Source organism: Neobacillus sp. SM06, assembly GCF_050496765.1.
In the GTDB taxonomy this organism is placed as follows: Bacteria; Bacillota; Bacilli; order Bacillales; family Cytobacillaceae; genus JAEVLT01.
This window is the reverse complement of sequence record NZ_JBNWEO010000015.1, coordinates 102,366-115,647: the sequence shown is the minus strand read 5'-3', so window position 1 is coordinate 115,647 and position 13,282 is coordinate 102,366. Positions and strand designations below refer to the sequence as shown.

16 protein-coding genes are annotated in these 13,282 nt (G+C 40.4%); 5 read left to right on the top strand and 11 right to left on the bottom strand.

The annotated features are described in order from the left end of the window. The first annotated feature begins 24 nt into the window (after positions 1-24). Positions 25-717, top strand: coding sequence for a Crp/Fnr family transcriptional regulator (locus ACQYAD_RS10105; RefSeq protein WP_430237834.1), 693 nt, complete (start codon positions 25-27; stop codon positions 715-717). Positions 718-805: 88 nt separating this feature from the next. Here ACQYAD_RS10105 and hcp read toward each other — a convergent pair whose 3' ends face one another. Beyond that, a complete protein-coding gene (gene hcp / locus ACQYAD_RS10100; RefSeq protein ID WP_430237832.1) occupies positions 806-2,104 on the bottom strand; it encodes a hydroxylamine reductase in 1,299 nt (432 codons plus the stop codon). A 191-nt stretch (positions 2,105-2,295) separates the two neighbouring features. Here hcp and ACQYAD_RS10095 point away from each other — a divergent pair, with 191 nt between their 5' ends. Continuing rightward, positions 2,296-2,784, top strand: coding sequence for an Hsp20/alpha crystallin family protein (locus tag ACQYAD_RS10095; RefSeq protein WP_430237830.1), 489 nt, complete (start codon positions 2,296-2,298; stop codon positions 2,782-2,784). Positions 2,785-2,861: 77 nt separating this feature from the next. Here the strand turns inward: ACQYAD_RS10095 and ACQYAD_RS10090 are convergent, their stop codons facing one another. After that, positions 2,862-3,419: a YppG family protein gene (locus tag ACQYAD_RS10090; protein ID WP_430237827.1), complete on the bottom strand. Its 558-nt coding sequence runs from the start codon at positions 3,417-3,419 to the stop codon at positions 2,862-2,864. Between the two features lie 290 nt (positions 3,420-3,709). Here ACQYAD_RS10090 and yppF point away from each other — a divergent pair, with 290 nt between their 5' ends. Continuing rightward, positions 3,710-3,919, top strand: a complete 210-nt coding sequence (gene yppF, locus ACQYAD_RS10085; protein WP_430237824.1) for a YppF family protein — start codon at positions 3,710-3,712, stop codon at positions 3,917-3,919. Positions 3,920-3,988: 69 nt separating this feature from the next. Here yppF and ACQYAD_RS10080 read toward each other — a convergent pair whose 3' ends face one another. The 3 genes from ACQYAD_RS10080 to ACQYAD_RS10070 form a co-directional block, all read right to left on the bottom strand. Next, positions 3,989-4,345, bottom strand: coding sequence for a DUF1798 family protein (locus tag ACQYAD_RS10080; protein WP_430237821.1), 357 nt, complete (start codon positions 4,343-4,345; stop codon positions 3,989-3,991). Between the two features lie 54 nt (positions 4,346-4,399). Then, a complete protein-coding gene (locus ACQYAD_RS10075; RefSeq protein ID WP_430237818.1) occupies positions 4,400-4,657 on the bottom strand; it encodes a hypothetical protein in 258 nt (85 codons plus the stop codon). Between the two features lie 342 nt (positions 4,658-4,999). Next, entirely contained in the window at positions 5,000-5,980 is a 981-nt protein-coding gene (locus ACQYAD_RS10070; protein WP_430237816.1) for a DUF2515 domain-containing protein, read from the bottom strand. A 104-nt stretch (positions 5,981-6,084) separates the two neighbouring features. Between ACQYAD_RS10070 and recU the strand changes: the two genes are divergently transcribed. Then, positions 6,085-6,690 carry a Holliday junction resolvase RecU gene (recU, locus tag ACQYAD_RS10065; protein ID WP_430237813.1) on the top strand — a complete coding sequence of 202 codons (606 nt, stop codon included), beginning with the start codon at positions 6,085-6,087 and terminating at the stop codon, positions 6,688-6,690. Positions 6,691-6,740: 50 nt separating this feature from the next. After that, positions 6,741-9,383: a PBP1A family penicillin-binding protein gene (locus tag ACQYAD_RS10060; RefSeq protein ID WP_430237810.1), complete on the top strand. Its 2,643-nt coding sequence runs from the start codon at positions 6,741-6,743 to the stop codon at positions 9,381-9,383. Between the two features lie 14 nt (positions 9,384-9,397). On the opposite strand, the gene ACQYAD_RS10055 is transcribed toward ACQYAD_RS10060, so the two are convergent. From ACQYAD_RS10055 to ACQYAD_RS10030, 6 genes are all read right to left on the bottom strand, one after another. Beyond that, the gene (locus ACQYAD_RS10055; RefSeq protein ID WP_430237808.1) at positions 9,398-9,751 is read right to left on the bottom strand and encodes a YpoC family protein; all 354 of its coding nucleotides are present in this window, start codon (positions 9,749-9,751) and stop codon (positions 9,398-9,400) included. Next, positions 9,744-10,406: an endonuclease III gene (nth, locus tag ACQYAD_RS10050; RefSeq protein ID WP_430237806.1), complete on the bottom strand. Its 663-nt coding sequence runs from the start codon at positions 10,404-10,406 to the stop codon at positions 9,744-9,746. Before nth ends, ACQYAD_RS10055 begins: the two co-directional genes overlap by 8 nt. Positions 10,407-10,522: 116 nt before the next feature. Next, positions 10,523-11,224, bottom strand: coding sequence for a DnaD domain-containing protein (locus ACQYAD_RS10045; protein ID WP_430237804.1), 702 nt, complete (start codon positions 11,222-11,224; stop codon positions 10,523-10,525). A gap of 155 nt (positions 11,225-11,379) precedes the next feature. Continuing rightward, positions 11,380-12,576 (bottom strand): pyridoxal phosphate-dependent aminotransferase, encoded by a 1,197-nt coding sequence (locus ACQYAD_RS10040; RefSeq protein WP_430237802.1) that lies wholly within the window; start codon positions 12,574-12,576, stop codon positions 11,380-11,382. A 29-nt stretch (positions 12,577-12,605) separates the two neighbouring features. Next, a complete protein-coding gene (locus tag ACQYAD_RS10035) occupies positions 12,606-13,079 on the bottom strand; it encodes a DUF5590 domain-containing protein (RefSeq protein ID WP_430237800.1) in 474 nt (157 codons plus the stop codon). A gap of 13 nt (positions 13,080-13,092) precedes the next feature. Further along, entirely contained in the window at positions 13,093-13,263 is a 171-nt protein-coding gene (locus ACQYAD_RS10030) for a YpmA family protein (protein WP_430237798.1), read from the bottom strand. Positions 13,264-13,282: the final 19 nt, after the last annotated feature.

Sequence of the window (13,282 nt, the reverse complement as noted above, 5' to 3'; positions counted from 1 at the left end):
CGATCAGTTGTGGAGATGAATAGAATGAAAATAGAAGAAATTAAAAAAGTCCTTTCGGAGTTTTCCTTGTTTCGCGAGTTAAATGATTACGAACTGAATAAAATTACAGAAATAGCCATTACGAGGGAATGGAAAAAACATAGTCATGTTTTCTTGCAAGGAGATCCCTTGTTAAACGTATACTTCATTTTTGATGGCCGAATAAAAATATATAAAAGTGATGTTAACGGAAAAGAACAAATTGTTGGGATAATGAAAAAAGGCGAAATGTTCCCACATGTAGGTTTTTTCCGTAAAGGCGATTATCCTGCCTATGCAGAAGTGCTCGAACCATCCATTTTGATTGCAATCCCGATCTCAAAGTTTGAAAATGTATTAATTGAAAATCCCGAGCTTTCGATTAAAGTGTTTAAAGTTCTCGGGGAAAAAATCATTGACTTACAAAACCGGCTTGAAGAGCAAATTTTAAACAATACATACGAACAAATCGTTAAGTTGTTGATTCGGCTTGCTCAAAAAGACGGGAAAGAGCGGGATGACGGCAAAATATGGCTTAAAGCAGATTTTACGAATAAAGATTTGGCAAATATGATTGGGACAACGAGAGAAACAATCAGCCGGACATTAACGAAAATGAAGAAGGAACAATTAATTGAAGAAGACGAAAACGGAAATATCATTTTAAACCCCGACGAGCTTCTTGATGAAATTATTTAAAACGACGGTACTGTTCTGTTTTGCACACTCTGAATTGAACCAAAGATTAAATAAGCGCAGCCTGAATCCAGGTCTGCGCTTTGTTTTTTTATGATTTTGAGAGTTGAAGCATGTCGTTTAAATCTTCTTCTGCTGTCCCAATCAGTTTTAAATTGAATGTATCTTGGAGTACGTTCATGACGCCTTCTGATATGAACTCTGGCGGCTTTGGTCCAATCCGGATATCTTGAATGCCGAGACTGAACAATCCTAGCAGAATGGCAACTGCTTTTTGTTCAAACCATGAAAGCACAATACTTACTGGTAGTTCATTTACACTGCATTCGAACGCATCTGCAAGAGCTTTCGCAATTTTCACAGTTGAAATCGAATTATTGCACTGGCCAAGATCCATATAACGAGGAATATTCGTGCCAGGCACCACTCCATAATCCACATCGTTAAAACGGAATTTTCCGCACGATGTTGTTAAAATAACGGCTTCTGGAGGAAGTGATGTTGCCAGTTCCCGATAGTATTCTCCCCCTTTTCCAGGAGCGTCGCAACCTGCAATCACAAAAAATCGTTTAATTTTTCCAGATTTCACTGCCTCGATTACTTCAGGTGCAAGATTCAGGACTGTTTGATGATGGAATCCAGTCGTTAAAGTTTCATCCGATTCAATATTGGCTTCAGGAAGTTCCAATGCTTTTGAAATCAGTGGCGAAAAATCATCATTGACAATTTTTTGAACATTTTCAAGTCCTGCCACTTCATAACTGAACATGCGGTCAGCATATGTACCTTTAATTGGCATGACACAGTTAGTTGTTGCTAAAATGGCGCCAGGGAATTTCTCAAACAGACGACGCTGGTCATACCACGCTTTCCCGATATTCCCTTTTAAATGGGAGTATTTTTTTAATGCAGGATAGCCATGGGCTGGAAGCATTTCCGAGTGGGTATAAATGTTAATGCCCATCCCTTCTGTCTGCCTTAAAAGCTCTTCAAGCGCAAACAAGTTATGCCCGGTTACAACGATGCTTTTGCCTTCAATTTTATTTTGGCTAACGCGAATTGGCTGAGGGATTCCAAGTCTTGACGTATGGGCTTCGTCAAGCAGCTCCATTACTCTTACAGCCGATTGGCCAACCTTCATGGCCATGTCAATATGTTCTTGAACATTGAAGTTTGAGTTCGTTAAAGTCATATAAAGCGCTTCATGAGTTGTTGCATCAACAAAAGGATCTGTAAATCCAAGCTGATTTGCGTGCGTGCGATAGGCGGCAATTCCTTTTAAACCAAAAATAATCGTATCCTGCAAGCTTGCAATCGTCTCATCTTTTCCGCAAACACCAACCACTTTGCAGCCTCCTGTAGGGGTTTGCTCACATTGATAACAAAACATCCTTTTTCCTCGCTTTCCTTTTCAATACTTTTCTAGCATACAAACCCCCGGGTCAATTTCATGTGATATTTGTCACTCAAAAATCAATTGTAATAATTCGTTCAAATATTGGAGTTGATCCGAAAATGTCACAGATGCTTAAAATATGTCATATGTTATTATGTGAAATTTCGAAAAGAGAGGGATTCAACATGTCGTCGATGCTGCCCAGTGACCAAAATAATCAAAAAAAAGGCAAACCAGAGCCTTTTAATGAACTGATTAAGTCGATGAACAATTTTTTCAACGAAAAGCCAGTAAAGGGTTTTTTGCAAACGATTGATGATTTTTTTCGGTCTCCGTTCCCACCTGGATCAGCTGGAGCATTTTCGGTAAAAACCATTGATAATGGAGAAGAGTACATTGTTACCGCTGAGCTTCCAGGGATTAAAAAAGAACAAATCCATCTTGATCTTTACGAAAATTTATTAACAATTACGGTTGATAACAAACAGGTTTCGACAGAAAAAGATGAAGTCAACAACGTATTCCGCCAAAGTCAATTTTGGCAGCAATCCTCAAGAACCGTTTCCCTTCCACGTCCAGTTAAAGAAAAGAACGTCAAAGCTGCCTATCAAGACGGACTACTCGAAATTCGCATCCGCCACGATAAAGGTAAAACCATTCAGATTGATGGATAGTTATTGCCCCTAATTCATTTCATTTCAAAAAAATAACAGGCGTTTGTTGATCGCCTGTTTTCTTTCTGTTTATGATTCTATACTTTAAATATTCCACCCAACCCTTTCACCAAAGAGGTAACTTGATTAACTGCGTTCATCATCTGCCCGGCTGTATTCATCATTTTGGTATAATCAACCGAACCATCCTGTGATTTAAAAGAATTAATCAATGATTGCATCCCACCAGAAGTCTTCGGAATATAATTTTGCTTTGGATAAGGGTTGGCGTTAGGAAAACCGTTCATCATCTGCGGGTACTGATTCGGGATCGGGTACATTTCCTCTTGAGGCTGCAATGGATTTTGAAAAAGAAACTGGGCATCTTTTGGCGGATAATATTGGTTTTGATTGGAATATGGCTGAGGCTGCTGATTGTACCCTTGCTGAAAGCTTTGCCCGAGCGGCTGATATTGTTGCGGATAATAAGGATTTTGCACTGGGTAAGCTTGCCAATTCGCTTGCTGGGCAGGTACAGGATAAAAGGTTTGCCGCCAGGGTTGTTGAAACATGCGAAATTCATACGGATTTCTATACACTATTTGCCCCGGAGATTGATTGTAAAAGGGGGTTTTCCGATTCCATTTCGCAAACATGGGCAAACATCTCCTCCGCTTTTTTACTACACCTTATGCTTCTTCATCAAAAAGGTGAAAAAAAATCACAAATGGCAAACAATGGGAAGTGACGAAAAGTGTCGAAAGTTTCAATTTTTTAAAAACAAAAGAAATATGTTTTTCCATGTTAAGATAGTGAAAAGGACAAAACTTTTTAAAAAAACAGACAGCGCTTACATTCTTAAACAACTAAACGTTCAATAGTTGATTATAGCAAGGCGCTAGGCTCAATTCATTTAAACTACCTACTTTTATTGAGGAGGATCGATATGGACATTCGCGAATTAAAGAACATGTTTATTCAAGTCCGAAATTATCCAGCAGAGCATGTTAATGAATTAATGGATTTTGCTAAAAAGGCTTATGTTCACAATGAAATCACCATCAACGAATATCGATTACTTGTTCGCGATTTAGAAGCGCAAGGCGCAGTAAGTCCACTCAATGATGAACTCCATCTCTCCTTTGAAAAAAAATAAAATGAATGAATGACGGTATATACTCAACCGGGATGCTGTTTGCTTTTAAATTCTAAAGCCATCCCGGTTTTATTTTTTCAATTGATTGATTGTTTCGGTTAGAAAGTACTCAACTGTCCGCTGAGCGTTTAAAAATCTCGATCGTCTTGTTTCCGGGAAAAAAGCCTGAATCGCCAATCGCTCGAGATGCTCTGAGACGGATTCCAGCTGATGCAAATGGATATGGCTTGTTTCATTTTCTATCAGCCACGCCTTCATCAAGGTCTTCCAATCGCCGGTCACTTTGGCAACCTCATCGGCGAACGGTTTAACAAATTCAAAAAAGGGTTTTTGTTCCTTTGTTCCCCTGACTTCATTGTAATAAACCAAAAATTTTTGATTGTACTCGTAAAGCTGTTTTGTTAAGTAAACAAGCTGTTCCTGCATCCCTAAATCCCACCTGCTGCGAAAATAAAAGTAGCTACTTCCATTATGGCTATTTTAATAACCAAGTTCAAGTTTTAGTGGTACGTGGTGACAATCGAGATATTCACTTGCTTCCTTTTTAGCAAAAACTTTTTGCTCCAGCATAGCCAACCTTTGTTCTGCCCTGAATCGTTTATTCGCTTCTTCCGTTTTCAATTGGTCCTCAAGTTTGGAAAAACTTGTTTCGATTTCATTCTCTAATTCTTCAAGCTGGCTGTAAATCTCACTCAGCATTGCAACAAGGGTTTCTTTCGGGACCGCCGTGTTTGTCATTTTCCAGACCTCCTACCAGTTAATGCTATACTTTATTCTCCCCTTTTTTCCTGCTTCCTTCCGCGTTGACAAAACTAGAAGCAATTCGGCAAAGAAAGTGGCTGCAGCAGCCTTTTTCCTATTTTTTTCGACATTTTCAAAGCCTTGAATGAAATCAAGGCAATGGGTGCAAGCTACAGTTGGAGGTGGTTAGACAATGGCAAAAAAAGCAAACAATAACAAAAAGCAAATGCAAACAGGTGCTGAGAAAAAGGCAGGCTATGGCGATAAAAAATTGGAAGGTCCAAACCGTCCGGCAGAATAATCAGACCATCACAAAAAGCAAGGGGCATCCCCTTGCTTTTACCATTTTTGGCTCAGATGCAGCAGCCGCTTCGCGATCACTAGGCCGTTAAGCTGATCTTTCTTTGTTAAATACCAGTCTGTTAAATGAATTGGATGCTTATGACTGATCCGGCTATACCGCCAGAAAAACGGAACACGCCTTGTTAAACTCCAATCCTCAACTTGATGACGATGATGTTGGACAACGGGGAAAGTTGCCCGCAAAAACGGGGTATCCCTTTTCTGGTTTGAACTTCTAAAATATTGTTCATAATCATATCTTGAACCCGTATGTGCCGTTTTTTCAGCAAACTCTAAAAAGTAAGGAAACAGCCTTTGATCAAAAAGGATTTTTGCCAACCGTTTACCTAAATAAATGCGATTGGAAAGACGGCGAAAACCATTCACACTTGCTCCATAAACTTCCCCGCCGCAAGTCGGAAACAAAACACTGCTAAAATGCAGCCAATCTTGAAAGGAGAAAATTAGGGAATGAAACACTTTGTTTCGATAGACCGGATGCTCAAGTACCGGCTTTTGAATGACATTTTGTTCATTAATAATCAAAGATGTCAACAACCTTAGTGAATTCTTTTCCCGCCAATATTTTTCCCACTCTTTTTGCATAAAAACGGAAACATGAAAATAGGGAAGCAAGTGAAACAACCTCTTATTTTGTTTCGTCGAATATTCATACAGCAAAAGCTGAGGGTATACATCATGAAAAATTAACCAATTTGCCCTTTCATATGTTAAAAACAGCTGATTTATCGTATTAGGCGAAAGGAATTGGGGAAAAATCGAACCCTTTAGGTCACACATATTCCAGCCGCCATTTCTGGATACCATACTGGCGAGGAACAACCAGGAAATTTCGGGATTCCTTTTGTAATAGGCAAAATAGGCGTCTGTTCGCGAAATATTGTCCATGTTTTTTTGCTCGGTTATTGATTGAATTTGACGAATAATTTGTTTATCCTGTAATGTTAAATGGTTCATTGGCCTCTTTCCTTTACCGTTAGCTTGCGGCATGGAATGGATTTTATACCTCCAAAGTCCGCCGAGATTTGTTATGATAAGTAATAGTTTGCGAGGTGTTCCAATTGACTTATCATTATCCGAATGGAAAACGATTTATCCCAAATGAAAATCATGCAAAAACTTCATTACCGCGGCAAAAAAATGTCTCATTCAGCAACAGGGGGATGACCCTTGAAGATGATTTAAATGAGACGAACGAGTACTATCTGTCGCAAAATATTGCCGTGATCCATAAAAAACCAACTCCGGTGCAAATTGTTCACGTCAATTATCCAAAGAGAAGCGCGGCGGTGATAACTGAAGCGTATTTCAAACAAGCATCTACAACGGATTACAATGGAATTTACAAAGGAAAATACATTGACTTTGAAGCAAAAGAAACGGAAAGTGCAACTTCCTTCCCGTTAAAAAATTTTCATGAACACCAAATCCGCCATATGGAGGCCGTTATCCGGCAAGGTGGTGTTTGCTTCGTCATTGTTCGTTTTTCCGTTTTTCAACAAGTCTATTTACTTGAAGCAAAGCATTTATTGGATTTTTGGAAGAGAATGGAGTCTGGCGGCAGGAAATCGATCACAAAAAAAGAAATAGAACAATTGGCTCACTACATTCCGCTTGGATTTCAGCCGAGAATTGACTATATTAAAGTAATAGACAATCTCTTATAGCTTGTCTTAGGCTAAAGTTTGGTGAGGTTTAGAAAGGAAGGAACTTTAGAATGGCAGAACAATCTCAATCAAGGGAGGAACGCCGGAAGCAACTTAAGGCGAACAACGCTAAAGGCAGCAAAAAGCAAAAGAAAAAATCAGGCGGAATTTTCAAAAAAATATTTTTGACACTGATTGCGCTTGGTATCGTTGGAATGCTTGCCGGAGTAGCTACAGTTGCTTATATGGTAAAGGATGCTCCGAAACTTGATCCAAAATTATTAAAAGACCCAATCGCCTCAAAGGTTTTGGACATGAACGGCAAGCTTATTGCCGAGGTCGGAGCCGAAAACCGGGAATATGTTGCTTATAAGGATATACCATCCGTTGTCGAGAACGCGTTTTTAGCAACGGAGGACTATCGTTTCTACCAGCACCATGGGATTGACCCTATTCGTCTTGGCGGAGCCGTACTAGCCAATTTTAAAAATGGCTTTGGTTCTGAGGGCGGCAGCACGATCACGCAGCAAGTTGTCAAAAATACATTTTTAACCAGAGAAAAAACATTAAAAAGAAAAGTACAGGAAGCTTGGCTCGCCTATCAGCTCGAGCAAAAGTACACGAAACACCAAATTTTAGAGATGTATTTAAATAAAATCTTAATGGGCGGAAATACTTATGGGGTTGCAACCGCAGCGAAAGTGTATTTTGGCAAGCCATTAAAAGATGTCACCTTACCGGAGGCGGCATTGCTCGCAGGACTTCCTCAAAGTCCAAATAATTACAACCCATTTGTCCATCCTGATTTAGCCGAAAAACGGCGCAATGTTGTATTATCCTTAATGTATCAGCACGGCTATATTTCGAAGGCGCAAATGGAGCAAGCGCAAAAAGTGCCGGTACAGTCCACCCTTGCAAAAGAAGATCAACGGAAACTGAACGAAAAACCGTATGATTCTTTTGTAGATGCAGTAATCGATGAGGTTAAAAAAGCCGGCGACTTTGATATATTTTCCGATGGACTAACTGTTTATACGACATTGGATCCAAACGCTCAGCTTTATGTTGATAAAATTTTAAACACAAATGAAGTTGTTAAATATCCGGATGACAAATTTCAAGCCGGCATTACCCTGCTTGATACAAAAACAGGCGAAGTCCGGGCAATTGGTGGCGGCCGCAATCAAAAAGTCCGCCGCGGGTTTAACTATGCGATTGACAGCATGCGCCAGCCAGGCTCAACGATTAAACCGATTCTTGATTATGGTCCGGCAATCGAATATTTGCAATGGGGAACGTACCATATGATCGTCGATAAGCCAAGTAAGTATTCAAACGGTACATCTTATGGAAACTGGGATGGCCGCTATTTGGGACCGATGACGATTCGGACAGCGCTGCAAATGTCGCGCAATACGCCGGCTGTTCAAACATTGCAGCAAGTTGGTACGGACAAAGCAAAAACGTTTGCAAATAAACTTGGCATTCCTTTAAAGGAAGTATTTGAATCGTATGCAATCGGCGGTTTGGGCGATGGGTTATCAACAATGGAAATGGCAGGCGCCTACAGCGCATTCGGCAACAACGGTTTTTACACACCGCCGCATACTGTTACTAAAATTAAGCTTCGTGACGGAACAGAAATTAATACTACACCGGAAACAAAAGTCGTGATGAAAGATTACACGGCCTTCATGATTACGGATATGCTAAAAAGCGTCTTAGAACCACCGGGAACCGGTACGGCAGCGAAAGTGCCCGGGCTTCCGATTGCCGGTAAATCTGGAACAACCAACTATACTGAGGCGGATATGAAAAAATACAATATCACGAACAAGAAAGCCGTTCCTGACGCCTGGTTTACTGGCTATACAACCAATTACACTGCATCCGTTTGGACCGGTTACAGCAGCCGCTCAACACCGATTGAGCCAGGGTCGGACCAAAAAATCGCACAACTGATCTTTAAAAATTTAATGGCCTATGTTTCAAAAGATAAAAACACACCTGACTTTACGATGCCAAAGAGCGTTCAAAAAGTAAGAATTGAAAAAGGGACCATGCAATTGGCCAGCGATTATACACCGGATAGCGAAGTTCTTACAGAATATGCCGTAAAAGGCTATGCACCTAAAGAAGTATCTACCAAGTTTGCAAAACCTGATGCACCTGGAAACGCTGCAGCAAACTTTGATCAGGCGAAAAATGAAATAACCCTTTCATGGGATTACGGAAAATCGGCTCAATTTGATGTATCGGTTTCAATCAACAACGGAGCCGAACAAAAATTGACAACGACTTCCGATAAGAGCTTAAAGATTGCAAACCCAACACCAGGGGCAAAGTATTTGTTCAAAATCATTGCAGTAAACGGCCAGCAGGCAAGTGACCCAGCGACTGCTGCTGTTGACATCCCTGCACCGCCTTCAGGCAACCAAGGAAATGCAAACGGAGGCCAAGGAGGTCAGGGAAATCCGAATGCAACAACACCGCCTCCGGCAAATCCAAATACCGGGAATCCAAATGCAGGTAATCCAAATAATGGAAATGGCAATGGTGGAGATGGAAACGGAACTGGCGGTGGAAATGGGGGAAGCGGTACAGGCACAACTTCCGGAACCGGAAGCACCGGCCCTACTAGCGGTACAGGAACGCCGGCGAACGGAACTCCTACCAATCCAACCGGAACACCTTCTCCCAAAACTGGCCAATAAAAAATAAAAAGCGTCTAGGTAGTTTTCCTAGACGCTTTTTTCATGGCCAATTTCTTTCGATAAAGTTTTTCCTGTTCCACCATCAATTCCGACAACTGGATAAAGGAATGGTAAAGCACGGGTCTTGAAGAGATAAATTCCAATCGTTCAGCAACATTGATCGGCTTAACATCCAATTCAGAAAAGACAATTGCCGAGCCTTTATTTTGGTTCATTTCATTACTGTGAAGCAAAAACTGTTTAAATAACTTGATTCCTGCTTCCATTCGTTCAATCACCTTTTCTCTGTTTCGGGATCGTTGGTCATTTATAAGTACTGCTTTTATTTTTTCCCATTCCCCTAGCAGTTCTTCGACAACTTTATCCATCGTGATCCGCCTTCCCTTTCATCCGTTTCTTGCCTTCCCTGCAAAGATCAAGCAATGGACATTCCGCACATTTAGGATTTTGGGCTTTGCAATGGTATCTGCCGAAAAAAATCAGGCGGTGATGGGTTATCGACCATTCATCTTTTGGAATTTTTCGCATAAGCGTTTTTTCAACCTCTAACACGGAATCTTTCCATCGGCAGATCCCCAATCGCTTACTTACTCGTTCAACATGTGTGTCGACGGCAATCGCCGGTTCCCCGAAAGCGACAGAGACAACCACGTTCGCAGTTTTTCTGCCAACTCCCGGAAGCTTCGTCAGTTCGTCCCGATCTTTTGGAACCTGTCCATTATAGTTATCTAAAAGAATCCGGCAAAGGCTTTGAATGTTTTTTGCTTTGTTGCGATATAGTCCAATTGAGCGAATATCGTTTTGCAATTCCTCCAATGGGACGCTTAAATAATCCTCAGGTGTTTTGTATTTTTGAAATAAATCTTTTGTGACTTTATTCACGAGTGCGTCTGTACATTGGGCTGACAGCGAAACAGCAATCACAAGCTCGAACGGGTTTGAATGAACCAGCTCGCAATGCGCAGCTGGAAACATTTCGCCCATTTTATCAAGACAATAACGGATTTGCATCTTATTTAACATCGAATCACCCACAATCCAGTATAGTTTATTTACAAAAAGAAAACGAGAGAAGTGGCTTCCCTCGCCATAATCCAATATCCTTAGAGAAAATGAAAAACTTAAGTGATCAGCCGTTTCTATTGCTCAAGCCAATTATAGAAAGACACCGATACAGAAGACTGGGATTCTGCGGAAGCTGTCCGGCTTTGTGTTTGCTTTTGCCGAAACTTTCGTCCTTGCTGTTTTGCCTGTTCGACTGTTTTAATTCCATTTTTCTTCCATTCAAATAAAATTCGATCGATATAGCGAAAATTTAACTTACCAGACATGACAGACTCCCTTAACGCCGCCTTTATAATTGACGGATCATGATGGTCATCGTCCATCCACAATGCGAGCGTTTCGCATTCATACGGTGATAGCGGCCTGCCAAATTCGTTTTCAAAGCAAGTGTATAAATCAGTTTCTTCTGCCTGCACCTGCATGTTGGCCGTTTTCTTTTCATTTAATAGAAATTGTTCTACTAATCTTTCCCATAATGGCGCAAGTGAATACTTTTCAAATCGGATTCCATCTTGGGAAAATCCTTCGATTATTTCGATAAACCCTTTTTGAATCAACTTTCTTAGCATTTTTGTGCATTCCGTAGTGGAAATGGTCATTCGTGAGGAAAGTTCTTCGGGAGTAGGGAATTCATTCCCTTTTTCAATAAATGATAGCAGTTGTAAAAGTAAAATTAATTCATACTCATCTAAATGAAGATTTTTGTATTCTGAAAAAAGGACGGCTGGTACTGTTAGATGGCCTTCCTGTACCCATGACATTAAACTTGTCTTCATAACATGACACCTCCTTTCTAGTATAACACGAACAAACAGCAAGAAGGTAGCTGGATTTGATTTCCGCTAAAGCAGCTCCCTGCCACACCTCGTCATGATTAAAAAAAGATGGCCACAGGTCTGTGGATCCATCTTTTTTTTGTTTTAAATCTTATTTAGTTCACTTGTGCTTTTGCTTGGATAAATTCACGGATTCTTTTAACTGCCTCTTGTAAAAGTTCCAATGAAGTGGCATATGAAAGGCGGATATTGTCTGCTGCTCCAAATCCTGAACCAGGAATGACAGCGACGTTTGCTTCTGTCAGCAACGCTGTGGCAAAATCATCGACATTGTCAAATCCCGCAAGCTCAGCTGCCTTTTTAACATTTGGGAACAAATAGAAAGCTCCTTGCGGCTTTACGCAACTAATACCCGGGATCGATACGAGGTGATCATAAATAACTTCGAGTCTCTTTTCAAAGGCAAGGCGCATTTCTTCAACAGGTTCCTGCGGTCCATTATAGGCCGCGATTGCTCCATATTGTGCAGTCGTTGTCGGGTTCGAGGTACTATGGCTGGCAAGGTTTGTCATTGCTTTAATTATTTTTGCATTCCCTGCAGCATACCCAATCCTCCATCCTGTCATTGAATGCGATTTGGATACACCATTTACTACGATTGTTTGCTCTTTTAATTCCGGAGACAGCTGGGCAATGGAAACATGTTTTTGGTTATTGTAGATCAATTTTTCATATATTTCATCTGAAATGATCAGAATATCGTTTTCCAAACAGACTTCACCGATTTCCTTCAGCTCATCTGCTGTATACAAAACCCCTGTTGGATTGCTCGGAGAATTAATAATGATTGCCTTTGTTTTATCAGTCAATGCTCCCTGCAATTGTTTGGCAGTGATTTTAAATTCATTGCTTTCTTCTCCGACAATATAGACTGGAGCCCCTCCAGCCAGCTTTACTTGCTCGGGATAACTTACCCAGTAAGGTGTCGGAATCAGAACTTCGTCACCTTCGTTCAAAATAGCTTGAAACAGTGTGTAAAGCACATGCTTTGCACCACTGCCTACGATAATTTCTGATGGTTCGTACGTAAGCTCCTGATCGCGCTTGAATTTCTCAATAATCGCTTGTTTTAAAAGCGGTAATCCTGCAGAAGGGGTGTATTTCGTCTTCCCTTCCGTCATTGATTGATATGCTGCTTCAATGATGTGCAGTGGTGTGTTAAAATCGGGCTCTCCAGCGCCAAGACCAATTACGTCCACACCTTGCTCTTTTAATTCTTTTGCCTTGGCTGTAATGGCCAATGTCGATGACGGGGTTAGCGCCTTAACCCTGTTTGCCAGCACTACTTCCATGTTTGTTTCCTCCGTTCTACCGAAAAATATTATAGATTTTCAATCTTTTTTAGCCACTCACCCGTTTGAAAGTGAACATAATAATAATTTATTAAATTATTATCTGAAAGATAATAAATTTCCCAAAATGGTATGTTTTTTTCCATCCCTAAACGTACAGAGACAATTTTTTTCGGATTTTTCTCCTGCAGCAATTTTTTAATGGCATCTGCTTTCGAAAGCCCGCTTTTAGCGCTTTTCACAATTACTTGTTTTGTCTTTTCTGGTATCCAAATAACAATGTTCTCGCCTTTTTTGTTTGTTCCTTCAATGACATCAACCGTTTCAAGCCCATGATAGAGATGGAAGGAGGTGACTTTTGCAAGACTTGCCTTTTTTTCAGCAATCGCAACAGCCTTCTTTTCAGCTGCTTTTAACGGTTCCCGAGCAGTAATGTACACTTTGACAAAAACTCCTACCAAAATAACTACAAAAACAATCAAAATCGTAATCCATTTTTTCACGTTTTTCACTTCACTATGTACGATATATCGTAAAAACAGCTTTCTCTTGGTTTTCACTATCAAGAGCGAGTCCAAACATTAAATCTTTTTCTTTCAGTGTTCGATTTAATAAATCAACAATTTTATATAAATCAGGGCTATGCTGAACTTTAACAGTTGAAAGAATTTCAATTTTGCTTTCCATCTAGAGCGTTTCCTCCAAT

Coding starts and splice junctions, on each gene's coding strand:
- ACQYAD_RS10105 (WP_430237834.1), top strand. CDS start 25: ATGAAAATAGAAGAAATTAAAAAAGTCCTTTCGGAGTTTTCCTTGTTT.
- hcp (WP_430237832.1), bottom strand. CDS start 2,104: ATGTTTTGTTATCAATGTGAGCAAACCCCTACAGGAGGCTGCAAAGTG.
- ACQYAD_RS10095 (WP_430237830.1), top strand. CDS start 2,296: ATGTCGTCGATGCTGCCCAGTGACCAAAATAATCAAAAAAAAGGCAAA.
- ACQYAD_RS10090 (WP_430237827.1), bottom strand. CDS start 3,419: ATGTTTGCGAAATGGAATCGGAAAACCCCCTTTTACAATCAATCTCCG.
- yppF (WP_430237824.1), top strand. CDS start 3,710: ATGGACATTCGCGAATTAAAGAACATGTTTATTCAAGTCCGAAATTAT.
- ACQYAD_RS10080 (WP_430237821.1), bottom strand. CDS start 4,345: ATGCAGGAACAGCTTGTTTACTTAACAAAACAGCTTTACGAGTACAAT.
- ACQYAD_RS10075 (WP_430237818.1), bottom strand. CDS start 4,657: ATGACAAACACGGCGGTCCCGAAAGAAACCCTTGTTGCAATGCTGAGT.
- ACQYAD_RS10070 (WP_430237816.1), bottom strand. CDS start 5,980: ATGAACCATTTAACATTACAGGATAAACAAATTATTCGTCAAATTCAA.
- ACQYAD_RS10060 (WP_430237810.1), top strand. CDS start 6,741: ATGGCAGAACAATCTCAATCAAGGGAGGAACGCCGGAAGCAACTTAAG.
- ACQYAD_RS10055 (WP_430237808.1), bottom strand. CDS start 9,751: ATGGATAAAGTTGTCGAAGAACTGCTAGGGGAATGGGAAAAAATAAAA.
- nth (WP_430237806.1), bottom strand. CDS start 10,406: ATGTTAAATAAGATGCAAATCCGTTATTGTCTTGATAAAATGGGCGAA.
- ACQYAD_RS10045 (WP_430237804.1), bottom strand. CDS start 11,224: ATGAAGACAAGTTTAATGTCATGGGTACAGGAAGGCCATCTAACAGTA.
- ACQYAD_RS10040 (WP_430237802.1), bottom strand. CDS start 12,576: ATGGAAGTAGTGCTGGCAAACAGGGTTAAGGCGCTAACCCCGTCATCG.
- ACQYAD_RS10030 (WP_430237798.1), bottom strand. CDS start 13,263: ATGGAAAGCAAAATTGAAATTCTTTCAACTGTTAAAGTTCAGCATAGC.